Consider the following 17,378-nt stretch of genomic DNA (forward strand, 5'->3'; position numbering starts at 1 on the left):
ATGAGTGAAAAAGTCACAATTCGGCTGAGTGCAGAGCAGCGAAAAGAGATCGTGAAGCAGGCTAACAAAGCGGGTGAAGGGGTTTCAGAGTACATTCTGAAAGCCACGGAACGGCGTATTTCGAGGGAACTACAGGAACAGCGTGCGGGGGAATTAAATCTTGGATCGGAACTGGAGTACATCGCTGATGCCGTCGTAGAGGACGTTGAGGAAGCAACAAACGTTGATACGGATCAGGAACTGTTCTACTCGGTCGCTCTGTGGGATTTGATTTCCTCTGAGTTCCCGGCAGAGAGGCGCGCTACTGCGATGGAGGAAGCGACAGGGAAACTCGAGGAAGAGGTTGAAAGAATCCGAAACAAGGAGGGTCAGGAATGACTGAGAGAGACACTCTGCTCCAGATTTATACGAGCGAGGGGAACAAAGAATTGTTTGACCAGCTGGCTGACGCCGCGGGGAAATCCACCTCCGAATACGGACACGAGGTTATCGAGGACTACGTTGAATGGGAGACTGGAGAGAATCAGTATCAACGGTACAGCACTAACACAAAAATTGAAGTCCTGCTGGAGGAGGCAAAGCGCGAGGTGACGGAACTGTTAGCAGAATTTGAGTCTGGATCAATGGAGGAAGTGAAGACCGTGCAAAAAGTCCGGACAGCATATATCATCGCGATCTGGAAACTGCTCCAAGATGACTACTCAGCTGAACAGCGGCGGCTTGCGCTGAAATTTGCCGGCGAACACGTCGGACAAGATCCGGACACGGAGTCGCAAACACCAGATGAAGAAAACAACGCTGAGTCAGATGCCTCGGCCGCCACTGAGCCGGCAGGTGAGAGTGCATGATGCTAAAAACAGATTATCAGGAGGGTGGTGCAGGGAACCTCGTCGATTATATTCAGCGTGATCGCGAACAGGACGCCGGCGCGACAGTTGACCTCCGAAACCCAGCTGGGAGAGAACTATCCGACCCAGAAGTAGACCAATTCGTCGACAAGAGCCGGGAGTTCGGATTCCAGCGACACATGATCGTCTCTCCTGATCCCACGGGACAATACTCACCAGAAGAGGTGAATGCCAACACTCGGGAATTCATGCACAGTGAGTTTGCCCAGCAGCCGACAACTGACTACGTGTATGGAGTCCACAGAGACACAGAGTTTCCCCACGCACACATCGCGGCGACTGGCGAGCGCGCAGAGTTGGAGATGGATCGGGAAAATATCCGAGAGTTGCGCGAACAAGCAGCGACCGTGTATGAAGAGCCCTCCCGGACGAGGGACCCAACGACTGCTGCTCGCGATGCTCCAGAGAATCCCGGTCGGGTCGTCGATCAAGAAGCACGGGAGCAGTACCACGAGGCAGAGTTGTCGCTGAACCCCGACGCGGAAAAAGCGCTCAAGCGGGCGAGTGAGAAGAGCCAGCAGAAAGAGGTCGGACAGCCCACGGCTGAGAAAGAGCGCGCTGAGAGCAAACCAGAGTCACTCTCAGAGGGCGCTGCGGAGAGGGCTGAAGAACAGGCCGCAACTGAGCGCGAACCCGAAGTTGACCTTGAACGCGAGCAGGAACCCGAACGCGAAGTTGGGTGGTGGCAGTGAGTTCTAGTTCCTCTGCACCACCAGGACAACGCTCCGGCGAAGTCCCGAATAGCCTCAAGTACGACAACGTCGTCGGGTTCGTCTGGGCTGGGTTCATGCTGCTGTTCCCACCGATGATCGTCGACAGCGACAAGGTCCTGCCAAAGCGGTTCTGGGCGTGGCGCTACATCTACCTCGGCTTTGGAGTTATCAGCGCGGCGTTCTTCCACGACGTGCTCCTCGGGACGCCGAGTGTGGCACTGCTATTCCCGTTTGCTCACGTCTTGGCTGCTATTTCAGTCGGGACACTGTTCGCTGACTTCACGATGCCCGGGTTGTCGCTGCCGATGGTCACGTACTCGACCACGGTGATCCTGTATGCTGTTTCAATCGGTATCGTGTTCTCCGGGGAACTGCTCCGCCGGACCTCACCGGAAATGCTCGCGATGAACCAGTGGGACCACGACGACGGCGAGTCCGTCGTCCCGCTGGAAGAGGTCTCTCACGAACACGACGACGCGGAACTGCCGTTCACGCTCGATCAGGACGTTTCAACGGCTGTTGTGGGCGAGACTGGAAGCGGGAAGACGTCGATGATGAAACTGCTGGCCTACCAATTCCCCTATTACAGCGACACAGCAGTCATCGCCCACGACACCGGTGAGGACTTCCAAGCATTCTACGAGGAGTTGGGCTTCGATGTCCAGCGTATCCGCCACGAGGACAGCGACGTAGTCTGGAATCTGTTCAAAGACGCTGACTCTGAGTCGGACTTCCGCGAGGTCGCCGGCGCAATCTTCGGCGAAGCCGACGGTCATGACCCGTTCCACCGGCCCGCCAAACAGACCTTCGCGGAGATGCTGATGTACCTCCATCTCAGCGCACAAAAGAACAATCGCCGCCATGCCCTCTGTCATGCTGATATCGTCTCGCTGCTCAACGAGGGTCATATCGCGCTCAAGAAAGCCCTTGACGAGTTCGACCGGCTGGATTCTGGTCATATCGACCCTGACAAGGGAAAAGGTGCACAGAACGTTTATCAGACCATCAAGGAGAACGTCGATCCCGTCTTCACCGGCGACTTCGGGAACTACGGGGAGTTCTCCCTGCAAGAGTACATCGAGAGCCCGGAAGGCCGGGTCCTCATCATCGACTCGAACCCAACAGAACTGGAAACGCTCGGGCCGATGTACCAGTTGCTCGTAGACTGGTCGATCCGGTATGCGATGAACGCCGAGAACCCAACGGTCCACATCCTCGACGAGATCGACGCGCTGCCGGCACTGACCCAAGTTACGAACCTCACGGCACGAGGCCGGAAACACAAAGCACGGGCACTGGTCGGCGTCCAGACAATCGGCCAGCTCAAAGACACGTACAGTACGATCTCTGGGATTGTCGGCAACTGCCCGCAAGGCGTGTACTTCGGGCCGGGTGACACTGAGTCGACGGACTTCATCCTCGACGAACTCGGCGAGAGTCGGCAGTACGACCGCTCTGAGATGGTGTCGATGAGCCACCAGGGACGCGGCGAGAACCCACGAACACAGGCTCGGGACACGTACAAGGAAAAGGACAAAACACCGGTCACGTCTGGGCTGCTTCGAGACTTCCAGCCCGGTGAGTGCGTTGCAGTCTCGCGAACGACGTGGGTTCACGGGCAGTCATACGAACTGGCCGACGTCCGCGACAGCCTTCCGGCACAGGGTGCGGAGTCGCCGGGCAGTTCGGAGCCAGAGCCCACAGAAGATGACACCGACATCGAGAGTGACAGTTGGTTCTCGTTCACTCGTGCTCGACTCCATGAAGTGCTTTATGAGTCGGCTGGTGAGACCGACGACGAGTCCAGAGATAGTGGCCCGGATCGTGGCCCCGAAGTTGAGCCAACCGTCGACGCGACGGATGGGTTGGACGACGACGATTCCAGTGACCTACTCGACCAGACAACAGCAAACACTGCCGTCACCTCACCGGACATGGACCACCCGGACCTGTCAGATAGTGAAGATGAGTTCGACGGTGGCAGTCACGATCAGCAGTCCGACGACAACACTGGGGGACTCTTCTCTGAGCCGGACCCAGATCCCAGCTTAGGTGGGACGGAGTCTGCCGAGCAGGAAGGCGGAGAATCACTCACTGAATCAGATGCAGAGGGAGACTCAACCGAGACTGAAGAGCGGGACGAAACTGAGTCAAGAGAAGAGGGACGCGACGTATCTGAGTTTATGTAATCCCTCGTTGTGAACCTGTTTCTGTATATAGCGTATCTAATACTTTTGTATCGTTCCGCGACCGTGATCCTCTCTACCCCGCCGGTAAGAGTGGACAGCAAGAATTTCTACCTCCTCTTCTATCAAATTCCAATACTTATCTTTATTCCTATCTTTATATCACTGAAATCGCAAGACGGCAGCGGTTTTCGCCCTGTTTGAATCACTACTGGTGAATTACCACTGTTGACTGAACAAAGTCCAAATCGCAAGACGGCAATCGAATTATTCATCGAAAACCGCCGATGTAAGACACTCTTTATCTTGTCCTTTGGTGATTCAGTCGCGAGGCGACCGCTGGAAACAGTGAGACATAAGGAATAGAACATAAGGACCAGTGATGAACGACGGACTTCGGATCGCGAGAAGCCCGCACACTCAGTCCCAGCAGGATGTGTTGGAATGTAAATAGGTCCCAGCTTGTTCCCCGAAGTCCAATCGTGACCTGCACGCGGTCGGCCAGCTCCACCGAGCGTCATGCGAGTCCACTGGTCCATGCGAGTGACTGGCTCGTCGACGTCGAGGCCACACCGATCATGACCGCACCCGAACTGAGCCAGCGCTGGCAGACCAACGCTCGGGGCAGACCCATGCCGACGCCGCACCGAACTCAACTTGTCGATCAACAACTGGAGGACACACCACTGTATCCGGAGCTTTATATTCGAATCGCAACACTTCTGATAGACGTTCCTTTCGTACAGTAATATACTCGCAATTTAGTGAGCCATTCAGCCGGGGAACTGTCCGATCTCCGGCGGGGATCGCGCCCGCCACTGCAGGCACGATTGGACCGGCGTGAGGCGCGCGATAGCGCCGAGCGCAGCGCCCCGTCGTCCGAGTGAGCGGGAGCGAACGAGGACAGGACAGACGAGCATCGCGAGTCTGTCAGTGGCGTCGCGCGCTGTCACGACACACCGCGCTTCCATTTGTTTCAGCCCGGCCGGCAGACCCACGCTTGCGATCCACCCGGTCCCCCTGTCGGGACTGTTCCTCGCTGGCTGCCAGCCAGATACCGCCCCAACCCGGAGCTTTTTGAGCGATGCCGGCCAAGTGTGCATCGCACCGTTCTCATGTCACAGCAACACCTATCCCCAGAGCAACAGCCATCCAGCCAGCGCCAGATCCCGAGCATTGAAGCGATTGGGCCGGTCGTCGACGGAGTGATCGACATCGCCCGCCGAGAACTCAAGCACCCGATCAAAGTCCGCCTGTGGACGTGGGAAGATCAGGAGTTCAAAGTCCGCGTCAAGCACTGGTATCCTGCCGGAGCAAACAACCGATACGGATACGAGGCGATCATCCAGTACCACAGTGACCGTGAAGTGGTTGAAGGCTTTTTCGCTGAGAGAGACACAGAAACTGATGAGCTGGAAGTCTTGCTAGAAACTGAGTTTGGCCGTATCCCAGATCCAGTCGAAAAAAAGAGAGAGTAGTTTGACCGACGTCACTTCACGACCTCGCGATAGCAGTCCTCGCAAAGCTGGTCAAACGACTCGTTGCGGTCAGAGTCATGGAACGATCCCGACCGAATCCGGACCTCATCGAACTCGGCAATAAATACGTCCTCACAGCGTGGACATTGAATTTCTCCCATCTGATATCTCACCTCCCGGCGGCCCTGTCTGGCCGCCACCTGCCTGCGGCCACACAAAATCGAGGTGTGTCCATCCGGGATTCCGGGCCCAGAAAACAGCTACCCAACAGCTCCCCAGACTGCGCCGACTGTCTTGGGTAGACCACTGAGGACCGCAGCAGGTTACGTTGCTCGAAGCGCGCCACACTCCACACAGTACTCCTCAACTAGTGCGGTAGCTCCAGAGACCGTTGGATGGGGCATCGACTTTGGAGAGATCGCCCACGCGCCACAGTCGTCGCAGGACCCCGCTGCGTCAAGTGAGAATGCGTCCGCTGCGAATTGTGCGTGTTCGCAGTTTGCTTGCTTGCGCTTCTCCTGTGCAGTGTCGTGTGGAGTCCCCCTCGTTGGACTGTAGCTTTCGTTCTCGTTGCATACACTGCACGCCGAGGAGGACCACGACGTTCGGATGACGGTGTCATCATCGGTCACGAGCTTGTATGCGGTGTTGGTTTCACCGTCAAGCCGAAAGACAGCGATGTACTCGTTTGATTTTGGGTGGGGGATTCGCTTAGCATCCTGACCGCTGGTAAGCTGTTCTATCGGATTTTCACTCTCTCTGTTAGTTGACATGATACTCGCCACTTTCCGGAGCGAGTCGCAAAAATGTCGCGCTATTGGCTTGTCTAGATCAAAGCACGAGCAGACAACAGAAGATAGAGTGCGTTTCCGTCCACCTTCCGGCGGCAGGCCGGGATCGCGCCCGCTACTGCAGGCACGATGGACCGCCGCGAGGCGCGCGATAGCGCCGAGCGGAGCGTCCCGTCGTCCTCGTGAGCACCAGCGAACGAGGGCTCGACAGACGAGCATCGCGAGTCTGTCGGTGGCGTCGCGCGCTGTCGCGACCCACCAGCCACCCAGCCTCAGTTTCTCCCCGGCCGGCTGGCCCACGTCCACGCACACACCAGGACTCCAGCCCTCTCACAGCCGCCACCAGACTGACCCACCCTGACGCGCTGATGCGGTGGCGCTCCAGTCCGTGCGCGCGGTCGCTCGGCGGCGGCCCGGCTTGCCGGTGGCCGCCGGCGAGCCGCGTGCGCGAGCACCGTCGCACCGACCGACAGGCCCCCGCCCGGTGGGGGACGCCCTAGCCGTCGGGCGTCAGTCGTCGCCGTGGACTATTCCGCGATGGGTGGCGGCCCCATGCTCGGTATCGAACAGGTCCGAACACCCGGACTCAGGACAGCGGGCCTTGCCCAGCGTCACGGCGACCGCGTGGTCACCGTCCCGCTCGTTGGCCCATGCATGGGTGTCAGATTCAGCCTCCCACGAGGCCACCGTCTGACTCTCACCGGACGAACCGAACATACTGCTTCCGTGTCCGGTCGGCGCGGGACCGTCGCCACGCTCGATGATGCACATCAGCGTGTCGCTCGTGACCGCCACGGTCTTGATGCCGTCGTACTCGTCTGGCTTGCCCCCGGAGATTCGCACCCGGTCGCCTTCGTGGAGCGTGCGCACCATCTCGCCGCCGTGCATCGACTTGCCCCAGACCGTGACCTTCGCGCTCGTACCTTCGTCGTCTTCGATGTAGAGGACTTGGTACTGGTTCCGAGCGTCGGGTTCCTCGATGATGTGGGTAACTTCGCCCTCGACGGTACATTCGTAGCCGTAGGGCGACATATCCGCGAGAGGCGTCGGCTCCTGTAGTTCGTCGCGGGCGTCCCTGAACAGGGTAAACGAAGCGTCATACAGGCTATCGCAGTCGCCCATCTGCCCGGAGACTAGGGCGGCGAGTCGCCGGCTCGCGGCCGCTCGGGACAGACTCGTCTTGTCTGCAAGCGTCGCGGCTTGCTGGTTGATGCGCGCCAGCGTGTCGCGGTCCATCCACTGCCGGGGGTCAGCCGGGGACCGGAACCCGTCAGCCCGTTCGGTTTCGGCGTCGGTGAGCTGGCGAGCCGAGGCTTCGCGGTCGGCACCGTCGACGTGAGCGCGTGCGACCTCGGAGTGTCGGGCTTGCTCGGCTTCGCGCCCGTGGCGTTCCTCCTGCTGTTCCAACGTTTCGCCAAAGCGCCGGTTCGGGCCGACCTCGGTCGAGCGGGTCCAGTCGTAGCTGTGATAGTCGTCTTGACGAGCGTAGTAGTTGCCACGGCTATCGCTCCCCTTGTTCATCCTGAAGTCGAGTTCGTCGCCGTTCTCGGTCTCTGCGACGGCTTCTAGAAGTTGTTCGGGGCCGTCTTCGAAGTGAGTCGAGAGGGGAACCTGCTGGTGACTTGCCGATGCTTTCTTACCGCTGGAATTGGTAGCGTACATTGTCTTTCTCCAACCGACGGAAAGACACTTGTCGGGTGTGACAGCACCCGATTTCTGCGGCGTGAAACTGCCCTACTAGCGCCGCGTGCGTCGTGCCTTTCCGTATATAATCACATGGGTGAATATTACTTAAATCTACCGGACTATTCGGGTTATTTCAAGTGCAGTATTTGGATGTCTTGGCAGTGTCTAAGCGGCGTTTTGTGTTTCGCGTTTCGAGTGAGATTAGTATATAAATGGACGGTGGCTTGTGGACATCCCGGCGGGCGGTCCCATCGTATGCGGTTGCGGTGAGCCAGCATCCCGCGCGGCCAAGCGAGTGCCGGATGGGTGAAAGCCCGGCAGCGCAACGGAGTGAGCAGCCCGGAACACAGGGCACGCAGTGCCCGTCCTCGTTCCGGCGAGGGAGCGCCCGGCCGCGAGGGTTCCTCAGCCGGATCGCGCGCGACTCCGACGCGTGCGTTCGACTACTGCTGTGCTGTGCCGTAGTAGTCGGGTGGGACTGAAAGGGGCACGCCGCTGGCGCCTGCTGTGGTCGGGTCAGCGACCCCTATCCGAACGCAGTGAGGATATGTCGGTGAGCGACCGCCAGCGGCGTGGGGCTTTCGAGGTGTGCTGGTCCGGCACCGAGTCCGTCGTCGCGATGTTGTTCGAGGAAGTACCGCAAGCAGTGTCAGCAATCCCGTCGAAGCCAGCAGTGCCGCCGACACCAGTCCCACCAGTCCTGCCTCCAGTAGTGCCAGTAGTCCTGCCTCCAGTAGTCCCACCTCCCTCGACACCGTCACGAGTGCCACACAACTAACCTCCAGACCCAGCAATACCAGAACACCCCGCTGCCCGTCACACACGAGACGTATACCACCTGTTCCCTCTCCGGACACCCACAGCCCACGTCCCGGCTCCGGCAAGAGCGAGAGTGTCGCCCAGCGGCGGCTGCCCGGCGGCCAGCGACATACCAGCCAGCCACCTGTTCCTGCCCGGCCGTCAGTCCCACGCCGACACACACCTGTCTCACGCGCTCTCAGCCAGCTTGCCAGCCCGACGCTGCTATCCACCAGGCATCCATCCGCTTCGCCCGGCCGTCTGCCCCACGCTGAGAGGGACCGACTGCCAGCGTCAGTGCAGTCGCGTCCCTCTCGTCTCCAACCGCGCGCGACGCCGACGTGCGCGTCGTCTCCCCTCGGAACAGCAGACCACCAGGGCTAGACGACTCGTTGGTGGCCCTCCGTACACGTCACGACAGGCTCAGTGCGCGGGTCCCGAGCCCGTGGGTCTGCCTCGACGTCGGCAGTCTCGGTCTTGATGATCGCTGCGTCACAACCCTCTCTCGGGCATGAGTCAGGAGTCTCCGACATTCGTGTTCCTCACCCGCCAGGAACACACAAAATCGGGTTCGACGAAAACGGACTGCCGCGGCTCTCCCTCAGAAGTGAACGTCGGCGGGGACGATCCAGAGGCTGTCACTCTCGTCCAGAAGCCGGTCAAGCTGTGTCCGGTCGCGAATCCCGCATCCGTGTTCCTCGTACAGTGCAATATCTGGGCCCTTGGCGGCTCCGACTCTCTGGAACGTATGCCGACAAAGGTCTTTGTCGCGCATGATCTCCTCGTCTGAGAACTCGTTGAGGGCGTCTTTGACCGCTTGGAGATTCCGCTCGAACGCGGACTTCGTTGTCTCCCAGCCATCCCCAAGTAGTTCTTGGCCGGCCTCGGAGTCGACCGGGGCCGCGGTCGGACGCTCGCCCCACCGGGATTGGCCTGCGACGGTGGAACTTTCGTCGAACGTGACGTAGTAGTCGAACACTGGGTCTGAGTGCCTATCGACGTCGACCAAATTGTCGAAGACGCCCTTGCCAGCGGCGAGTGCCTCGTCTGCTGTCGATGCCTCAACTAGCGCGTAGATGAGCATATGCATTGGTAGACCGTGACCTGCCGGCGCTCTACGCACTGCAGTCAGTGCGACGCCGGCACCCTCGCCGGCGCACACAAAACTCTGACCACGGGGTCTGGTCTTGCTACCAGTCGTTGTGACTGGGTTCATTTACTTACTGAGGTGGCCGAAATAGCCACTTAGTATATTTGCGTATCGCTCATTTACGGAGGTTCGTGACCTCCATCACAGTTTGAAGGACCTCAGTCTCGAAGTCGCTATCCGCGACGACAAGTTCGTCACCAGTTGAGCGGGCTGTAGCCGCAATAAGCATATCAGCAGTTGCAAGTCGCCCTCCGTCGGTCATTATTTCATCTTGCAGACGTGCGGCCTCGACTGCAATGGGTTCGTTCAGGTCAATTGTCTGTACATCCGAAAACTCTTGTCTGACGGCCAGTACGTCAGTTTCACCGCTCCCAAGCCGGCCGTTGATATACTCGAAGGCGCAAATTGTGGATGTGTACCATGGCTTGCCATCATCGAGATACTCGACAGCGCGCTCGTCTCCCTGCTGGTAGGCGATAATCGCGGAAGTATCGAGAAACATTACCGCTCGCGACCTTCTCGTACGATCTCCAGTGCTTCCTCGGCTTCTTCATCAGACAGTATCCCTGGAGACATCCCGTCACCAGTCGATGCAACAATTCGGAGGAGGAATTCATCCCACGTTTCATCTTCTCGTTTCGCCTCGTCGAGTCTGTCTTTTGTATCAGTATCTATGGGAATGGATGTTCGGCTCATGTGAATTTCTAATGAATTTCTCAGTTATGAGTGTTTGCCCTGGCCAAATGACCGCACACTCTCGCGAATAAGATGCGTGTAGTCACAACAACTGACACCGACCACAGATCTCTACCAGGGGAATCCTACCTACAGGAGACGACCGAGAAGTTGCTTGAGGCGACGCCTTGTACTGCGTGGTGCGAGGACTTCAATCTCGACGACACAAGAACACAGCAGCAACTGCTCGCCACACGCGGGGCACTCCTCGTAGTCGCACAACCGATGATGTATCTCGCCTCGCTCGACGCCACAGGCAGGACATGACCAGTCGCGCCACCGTTCGGGATCGATCACAGTGGTCGGCCCACTACTCTGGAGAATTTGCAACTCGTGAGTGAGATACTGGCTGCCCTTACCCCACGGAATCGGGTCGTAAGCCTCCCCACTGATGTAATAGCGTTTGTCGACACACGCCGACGCCGACGGTAGCCGGCGGCAGTCGGGACAACACATCTACCTCTCACCCCAAGGACGACCCTCAAAAACCTCGCCATCGGCCTGCGCTTGTCGATGCTGGGCACGAATAGCTGAGTGCTCGTCGGCTTCGGTGTCTGCAGACTGTTCGTCGACGGACTGCTGTTCAATACTCATGTTCAGGAACGCCTCTCACCCGACAGAGGCTCACAAAATTCGCATCATGTCTCCACTGCGAAGAGGTAGCCAACTCCGGAAAACATACTTACTGCAGGCGGATAACCATGCTAATAGATGGGGTTGTTGTCAGATGATTCGACCGTCGATGATGTCGAACCAACAGAGTTGCCAGACGATCTCGACGTGGATGCACTCATTCCGGTTGAAGACGTCACTACCGAACTTCGTGGCTTCTTCAAAGCGTATTCAAAATTCGACAGCGAGTATATTATCGGTGAAATTGGCGATTTGAGCACGCAGTCGGACCATCTGTACTTTTCACTGACTGCGGCCAGAACCGATGGAAAAGTCAAATGTATTGTCTGGGAGAGTAAGCGTGGACAGTTGGATATCGAGATGGAGCAGAATATGCTCGTAGCAGCGAAAGGGAATCTCACGTTTTTTGAAGCCGGAGGACACCCCAGTCTGGAAGTCGATGATCTACATCTCGTTGGTGAAAGCGCATACTGGCAGCGCATTCAACAGCTCCGTAAAACCTTGGCGGATGAGGGGCTGCTGGCTGATGATCGGAAACAGTCGATTCCGACTTTACCGACGACAGTCGGTGTTGTGACGGCTGCTGGGAGCGATGCTGAGCAAGATATCGTCGAGAGTCTCCGATCCCAACATACTGGCGTCGATATCCGTCTCTTTGATGCAACAGTACAGGGAGACAATGCACCCAGTGAGATAGCGGACGCAGTTTCGGCTGCGGAGGCTGCAGAGGTAGACGTTCTCGTTATTTCGCGTGGCGGTGGGAGCGATTTCGCACTCAGACCATTCAACGAAGAACCCGTGGTTCGAAGCGTCGCAACAGCGGAAACGCCGACTGTCGCAGCTATTGGCCACGACGCTGACGAACCCTTGATCGACAAAGTTGCTGATGTTCGGGTACAGACCCCAACCGCCGTTGGAAGCGCGGTGATGTTGGATGCCGAGACATACCGAGAAGACATCGCTGAAAGCCGCCAACAAATCCAAGCGGCATACAATAGACGAGCCACGCAGTGGGTAGCCGATACTGACGCAGCTATTCACGATGAAACAACCGAACACATAACGGAGTGGTTCGAAACGGCTCGGGAAGATATCTCGACCGCCTATCGAGACCACGTTGAAGCCTGGCTGGCAGGCTCACAGACAGATATCAGGAGTGACGCTGAGCAGCTTACTGGCCAGTGGATCACATCAACCAATACGGCAATTGCGGAGAGTGCACACCAGCTCACGCAGTCCTGGCTACACGAGCACCGTCAAACGATCCACACCGTCTGCTCTGATACATCGCTGAGATGGACACGCCAACATCGACGTGATATTCAGTCGGCCTATAGTGATGAAACAGAACGGTGGGTACAGTCGAACGAGCAGGCAATCCGCTCGGCAACTCACGACCAATGTGACCGGTGGCTTAGACGCCACCGGAGAGAGATTCGTAGCAACTATCGGCAGCTCACGAAGCGGTGGATCACCGATTCACGAACAACAATCGAAAATGAAACGGCCCGGATCGAACGGGAACAGGATATCCAGGCAGAAAAACAGGGCTTGGAACGGCGAAATTACGCGCTCGTGGCTTTAGTGATTGTACTCCTCATCATAGTGGCGGTCCTGCTTGCAGTCTTCCTTGGATTCATATAATGGGACAAAAAGGGGTAGACATGGACGGATATGATGATGTTGACCGAAAAATAGAGCGTGTCGAGGAAATTCGGTCAGAGCTTCAGCAAGCGGAGAGTATGAATCCGGCTGACGCAAAGCGTCTGCATGATGAAGCGATGGACCTGCTTGATGATCTGGAGGCCGATCTCGATCTTGGTGACGGAGAGATCCTTCGGGAGTAAAGTGATGCCCCCAGGCACCTGCCGGACTAGTTCTTAGTTCTATCAACGGATACAGAATCTGTCTGTACTGGACAGAAGGTGGACTACACGAAATTCGCCGATGGGATCGCCAGTGGCTGCATCCACGAGCCAGTTCGAACCGCCGTCTTTGGTGCCATCTGTGGCAAAGAAAATCCCCGGATACGTGGGCAAAACCCGTCGTTTGTGGAACAACATCGGTTTTTGAGTGTTTCAGTCAAGTGCCAGCCACTCCCGACTCTGGCGTTGTGCTGGTCGTTAGATGAGATGCTTGACGGACTCGCCGTCCCGAGCTAACTCGGATTGCTCCGGCGACGTGTCTGGCGCACGGTCGGAGAATGATTCAGGTGAGACCGCTTGCTGCATGGCTTTGAGTTTCGAGCGGAGTTGGCCGCTTGTCGACCGCACGAGCTCGTCATCGGGCCAGGAATGGACCTGCAGGCCGTCGAAGCGCGTCGCCACCTGCTGGACCGTGTTCAGTTGGTCGAGGGCGTACTCGACCCAGTACTGGTGACTGTCCTGTAGCTGCTGGAGTTCTTCGACAACGTCGTCGTAGCCGGCTTTTTCAGCGGCGTTGGGACACTGCTGGAAGTTCGCGCCGCGTGGGTTGATTGGTTCGTGGAAGACGACGACTTCGCCGAGCGCTCTGAAGTAGCTGAGTAGCTCGTGAAAGTCGTCCTCGTCCATGGTCGGATATGTGGGTGACATCGAAACGAACACCGACACACCGGCCTGTTGGAGCGTATCCAGCGCCTGCCAGCGAGTCATCGGTGTTGTAATCAGTTGTGACGACGGCGAACTCATAGCTATCCCAGTAATGCGCTGTACCGTCGCCGTCGACGCCGAGAAACAGCGGTCGGCCTTGGGTCAGTAGTTCGCGTGCGGGACGGTCACTACAGGACGCTCTGACCAGACAATTCGACAGAGATTACGTCGCGAGGCTCTGAGTTCGGGAGAACCCGTGTATGGCCTACTCTAGTTCGGTAGCGAATTTGGCCAGCGCTTGGATAAGATCAAGCGCTTGCTGTCGAGTTCGAATAACGAGCGCATAGCTGTCGTGACTCCGACAGCGAATTTCTCGCTGGCCGGACGACTTTTCGATAAGTTGACTTTCTGCATCGGGACCGATGACAATGTTGTCTTTGAGTTTCTGAGTCATTGGATTCTCTTCACAAGGAGTATTTCATCGACGATGCCACCCAGCGAGTCGACCGTACTCAACAGACACGTCTCACTGAGCGGGGATCACCGAGAACCGCACAGCCACACGCCACCAGCTACAATCGTATAAAAACTATGTTTTAATTAGCAGAATAGTACAGTAGGCTGCCGTACAGCGATTATGATGGTAATGATAAGATATCGAATATTAGATTTTGCCAGAATAAGTCCTCTGAGAGAATACCAGTGGCTCTCTATAGGTTCTCGAAATCGCATATAGAACCACCGGTTTAGCAGGTGCCCATAGCATGGAGTTAGGCGGACTATCATGGCTACTCACCCTTACCCATAATCCGCTAAACCGGTACGCTAATCAATTAGATTACCGTCGATTGCAATCCGATGTCGGATCCAAACCCATCCCTCTCGGTGGCTTCTGAGGATACGTCCGTCTGCTGGGAGTTGGCTACGGAGAATATGCCACGCCGTTGCTTTGCGTCATCTCCGAACTCAAGCGCTGCTGCTTTAGACAAGGTGATACTCATGTTCCTCGACGATATTGACGTTGAATCTTGGAACCACGTCGATATATTCGCTGCAATTGCCCGTGAATATTCCACATTGAACCCACGAGAGATTGCAGGAGTGACGGGCCTCGATATCGTGCAAGTGCTATCTGCTCGCGATCCTGGCGACCCACCATGGACTCTCTCGAATCCACGTAGCGATAGGGAAATTACACTGCGGACTTGGAGAAGTGCTACCGGTGACCAATAAAAACATAACCGTCTGAGTCGTGGTCGAAATCATTGACTCCGGTCAGTTTAATTGCTGGCTTGTTCCAGAAGTCGAGAGGGCGACTTATTCGACCAACCGTTCTTCTGGACGGTACAGAGGATTCAGATACCGACCTGACTCCCAATCTATCATGTCTGGTCGAAACCCGCGTGCAATATACAGGGGATTGAATCAGAATACTACCCCTAGTTATCAAACTCCCAGCTACTCGTGTGTCGGAACCTTCTGATCAAGGACCGCCAAGAGTAGTTGTTTTCCTTGCCACTCTTCAGTTCCAATATTGATGCTTCCGTCTTCTTGGACAAAGTTCTGCACTTCCTTCTTTTTTTGTCCATCGTAATGTGTAGTCTTCAATTGCCCTCCCTCAGAAAAGTGAGCAAACACTACCGCGTGGTTGTGATACTTGCTCCACTCTGTGACCTTTACATATCCTTTAGATGAGGGCTCCTCTAAAGCTGTTTCAAGGATTTCTGCATTGATTTCGCCGTTGAACATTGGTGTAAGGTCATGTCCCATATACATTACCCTCCCGCGAATCCTAATAAGATGATTGATCAATAAGCACACATACTGACCAGCCGTTCCTGCGCTACTCCAGTGAAGAAATCAAGCCGCTACTTAGATCCGCCGCGTCGTCGTCACGACCTCCCGCCCGGTGACCCGCCACTGACACCCGTTCCAGACAGCCTCGATGCGCTCAAAGCCACCATCCGACCGTGGTTCAAACTCGATCTTCCGCTTCGGCCCTCGAACGGGCTCGTACACGAAGCCCTTCGCGTCGACGACCGAAACCTCGCTCATGCTTCCACCGCCCGAACGAGATCGTCGACGAGCGACCCACCGACGTGCGGCCCAACGTCCCAGCCACGTTCCGAGCGCGTGTATTCGCACCACTCCGAAAGCGTCTCAAAGGGCGTCGCCGCCAGCTCGACCGTCTCGGCGTCGCCATCAGCCGCCACAACAGCGACGGCGAACTCGTAGCTGTCTCAGTAATGTGCGGCACCCTCGCCGTCGACGCCCAAGAAGAGCGGTCGACCTTGGGTGAGTCGTTCGCGACTGGACGGTCACCTATGGAAATTCTGCTATCTAAACAAACCACTGTTGACGTCATAATATTTTGGACCGTGCAAATTTCAGATTGACCGAAATGTGAAAACCACCAGACTGTGGGCTGATGCCACTCTCAACTATTGGTAGGCTGAGGGAATCTTGTGCGGTAGCTGTGGCTGTCACGGTCTGAGAACCGGCCACTGAGCGCCGTCGCAGCGACGGCGCTCAGGCACTCACACCTGGTGGATTGTACACCTCCCTTCGGTCAAGCATATGGTAAATTGACACCAGCAACTTGCGAGCGGTTGCGACGATTGCCTCTTGTGAACTCTTTTTTCCTGCTAACCGATCATAGAACCGACGTAGATACTCGTCGTTACATGTGTGAACTGCTGTTTGCGCGCACTGAACGAGGATCCAGCGCATCCGTCCTGATCCCCGTTTTGAGATTCCACCTTCGAACCGCGAGTCGCCAGACTCGCGGATCATTGGGTTCAATCCAACGTAACTTACGACCTCTTTGTCCCTGTCGAACCGATCTATCTCGCCTAATTCGGCGTAGATCATCAGCGCCGAATAGTAGCTCACACCGGGAATCGTCATCAAGAGCTGGGTCTCCTCCAGAGACCCAGCGCGGTCCTCTATTGCTGCATCAAGTCGCTCAATCTCGTCGGTGAGCGTCTCGATGATCTCTAGATACGACGCTAGCAATTCTTCCCACGGGTGCGGGAGCGAGAGTTCCCGCAGGAACTCTCGTCCCTTCACACTCAGCGGTTTGACCTTCCGAGTGATGCCGTGATCAGACAGCAATCCGTGGATTTTGTTTGCGTATTCTGTCCGGTTTTCGACCAACTTCTGTCGCCCGCGCACGAGTGCGCGGGCTTCACGAATCTCATCAGTAGGAACGTAGCTTTCCGGCACTGAATTCAACCGACATAGTCGCGCCAATTCCTTTGCGTCAACACGATCAGTTTTCTTGTCGGTATCAGAAATCAGGTTCAGCTTTTCGGGGTGGGCAACAGTCACATCTAGGTGCTCAGACAGCGTATCGTGGATGTGGTAGTAATTGCTGGTTGCCTCGATTGCGGCTTCTGCTCCAGCATACTGCTGGGCGAGGTCGTCGAGGTTCGCGTTTTCGACGCGAACCTCTTCGAGGAGTTCACCAGCCTCATCCATCACTGCCACCTGTGCGTATCGCTTGTGAATGTCAATTCCAAGGAACATGGATTGTCACTCCGGGACGCCGGTGCGTGAAACAGAGAGTCACCTATGCGGGCTTTCCCGACTGCCGCTCCTGGCGGCAGTCGGGCTGTAACGCCCATAATTCGGCTTCTTACGCACTCGGACCAATCAGTACAACGTGCTCTAAGGCACGGACCAACCACCGGTCTCTTGCGTCCCATACTTGTTTCACGCTCTCATGGGA

Annotated in this window: 19 protein-coding genes and 1 pseudogene; 7 read left to right on the forward strand and 13 right to left on the reverse strand. The window is 56.7% G+C overall.

Annotated features, from left to right (window positions below):
- Genes C443_RS02790 through C443_RS02805 form a run of 4 tightly spaced genes read left to right on the forward strand, consistent with a single transcriptional unit; the run spans window position 1 to window position 3,810 of the window.
- Window positions 1–378, forward strand: a complete 378-nt coding sequence (locus C443_RS02790) for a plasmid mobilization protein (protein ID WP_005533607.1) — start codon at window positions 1–3, stop codon at window positions 376–378.
- The gene (locus tag C443_RS02795; RefSeq protein ID WP_005533608.1) at window positions 375–848 is read left to right on the forward strand and encodes a hypothetical protein; all 474 of its coding nucleotides are present in this window, start codon (window positions 375–377) and stop codon (window positions 846–848) included. The genes C443_RS02790 and C443_RS02795 overlap by 4 nt, the downstream gene beginning before the upstream one ends.
- Window positions 845–1,600, forward strand: coding sequence for a relaxase/mobilization nuclease domain-containing protein (locus tag C443_RS02800; RefSeq protein ID WP_005533609.1), 756 nt, complete (start codon window positions 845–847; stop codon window positions 1,598–1,600). Before C443_RS02795 ends, C443_RS02800 begins: the two co-directional genes overlap by 4 nt.
- Entirely contained in the window at window positions 1,597–3,810 is a 2,214-nt protein-coding gene (locus tag C443_RS02805; RefSeq protein WP_005533610.1) for a type IV secretory system conjugative DNA transfer family protein, read from the forward strand. Before C443_RS02800 ends, C443_RS02805 begins: the two co-directional genes overlap by 4 nt.
- Before the next feature lie 770 nt (window positions 3,811–4,580).
- Here the strand turns inward: C443_RS02805 and C443_RS02810 are convergent.
- On the reverse strand, window positions 4,581–4,778 hold the full coding sequence (locus tag C443_RS02810) for a hypothetical protein (RefSeq protein WP_005533611.1): 198 nt from the start codon (window positions 4,776–4,778) through the stop codon (window positions 4,581–4,583).
- A gap of 144 nt (window positions 4,779–4,922) precedes the next feature.
- Between C443_RS02810 and C443_RS02815 the strand changes: the two genes are divergently transcribed.
- A complete protein-coding gene (locus C443_RS02815) occupies window positions 4,923–5,285 on the forward strand; it encodes a hypothetical protein (RefSeq protein WP_005533612.1) in 363 nt (120 codons plus the stop codon).
- 11 nt (window positions 5,286–5,296) lie between these two features.
- Here C443_RS02815 and C443_RS21390 read toward each other — a convergent pair whose 3' ends face one another.
- The 7 genes from C443_RS21390 to C443_RS22045 all read right to left on the reverse strand — a co-directional run bounded on the left by C443_RS21390 (window position 5,297) and on the right by C443_RS22045 (window position 10,901).
- Window positions 5,297–5,446, reverse strand: coding sequence for a hypothetical protein (locus C443_RS21390; protein WP_160163340.1), 150 nt, complete (start codon window positions 5,444–5,446; stop codon window positions 5,297–5,299).
- Window positions 5,447–5,608: 162 nt separating this feature from the next.
- Window positions 5,609–6,058: a hypothetical protein gene (locus C443_RS21070; protein WP_152423002.1), complete on the reverse strand. Its 450-nt coding sequence runs from the start codon at window positions 6,056–6,058 to the stop codon at window positions 5,609–5,611.
- 528 nt (window positions 6,059–6,586) lie between these two features.
- Window positions 6,587–7,738, reverse strand: coding sequence for an SOSS complex subunit B family protein (locus C443_RS02820; RefSeq protein WP_005533613.1), 1,152 nt, complete (start codon window positions 7,736–7,738; stop codon window positions 6,587–6,589).
- 1,423 nt (window positions 7,739–9,161) lie between these two features.
- Window positions 9,162–9,650, reverse strand: a complete 489-nt coding sequence (locus tag C443_RS02825; protein WP_005533616.1) for a hypothetical protein — start codon at window positions 9,648–9,650, stop codon at window positions 9,162–9,164.
- Between the two features lie 175 nt (window positions 9,651–9,825).
- Window positions 9,826–10,212, reverse strand: a complete 387-nt coding sequence (locus C443_RS02830; protein WP_005533617.1) for a PIN domain-containing protein — start codon at window positions 10,210–10,212, stop codon at window positions 9,826–9,828.
- Window positions 10,212–10,406: a DUF7557 family protein gene (locus C443_RS02835; RefSeq protein ID WP_005533619.1), complete on the reverse strand. Its 195-nt coding sequence runs from the start codon at window positions 10,404–10,406 to the stop codon at window positions 10,212–10,214. The genes C443_RS02830 and C443_RS02835 overlap by 1 nt, the downstream gene beginning before the upstream one ends.
- Window positions 10,407–10,535: 129 nt before the next feature.
- Window positions 10,536–10,901, reverse strand: a complete 366-nt coding sequence (locus C443_RS22045) for a hypothetical protein (protein ID WP_005533621.1) — start codon at window positions 10,899–10,901, stop codon at window positions 10,536–10,538.
- Window positions 10,902–11,156: 255 nt separating this feature from the next.
- On the opposite strand from C443_RS22045, the gene xseA reads away from it, so the two are divergent.
- On the forward strand, window positions 11,157–12,722 hold the full coding sequence (xseA, locus tag C443_RS02845; protein ID WP_005533625.1) for an exodeoxyribonuclease VII large subunit: 1,566 nt from the start codon (window positions 11,157–11,159) through the stop codon (window positions 12,720–12,722).
- Between the two features lie 20 nt (window positions 12,723–12,742).
- Entirely contained in the window at window positions 12,743–12,925 is a 183-nt protein-coding gene (locus C443_RS02850; RefSeq protein WP_152423003.1) for a hypothetical protein, read from the forward strand.
- 276 nt (window positions 12,926–13,201) lie between these two features.
- Here the strand turns inward: C443_RS02850 and C443_RS02855 are convergent, their stop codons facing one another.
- The 5 genes and pseudogenes from C443_RS02855 to C443_RS02875 all read right to left on the reverse strand — a co-directional run bounded on the left by C443_RS02855 (window position 13,202) and on the right by C443_RS02875 (window position 17,176).
- Complete coding sequence (locus C443_RS02855; RefSeq protein ID WP_005533629.1) at window positions 13,202–13,711, reverse strand: hypothetical protein; 510 nt, start codon at window positions 13,709–13,711, stop codon at window positions 13,202–13,204.
- Window positions 13,712–15,106: 1,395 nt separating this feature from the next.
- Window positions 15,107–15,418: a hypothetical protein gene (locus tag C443_RS02865; protein ID WP_049943860.1), complete on the reverse strand. Its 312-nt coding sequence runs from the start codon at window positions 15,416–15,418 to the stop codon at window positions 15,107–15,109.
- Window positions 15,419–15,520: 102 nt separating this feature from the next.
- Window positions 15,521–15,703 carry a hypothetical protein gene (locus C443_RS02870; protein WP_005533634.1) on the reverse strand — a complete coding sequence of 61 codons (183 nt, stop codon included), beginning with the start codon at window positions 15,701–15,703 and terminating at the stop codon, window positions 15,521–15,523.
- Window positions 15,700–15,963 (reverse strand): annotated as a pseudogene (locus C443_RS21080) (hypothetical protein); the annotation flags it as partial. The gene C443_RS02870 and the pseudogene C443_RS21080, both read right to left, overlap by 4 nt.
- A 214-nt stretch (window positions 15,964–16,177) precedes the next feature.
- A complete protein-coding gene (locus C443_RS02875; protein WP_005533638.1) occupies window positions 16,178–17,176 on the reverse strand; it encodes an IS110 family transposase in 999 nt (332 codons plus the stop codon).
- Window positions 17,177–17,378 lie beyond the last annotated feature (202 nt).

It is taken from the genome of Haloarcula argentinensis DSM 12282, from assembly GCA_000336895.1.
Taxonomy (GTDB): domain Archaea; phylum Halobacteriota; class Halobacteria; order Halobacteriales; family Haloarculaceae; genus Haloarcula; species Haloarcula argentinensis.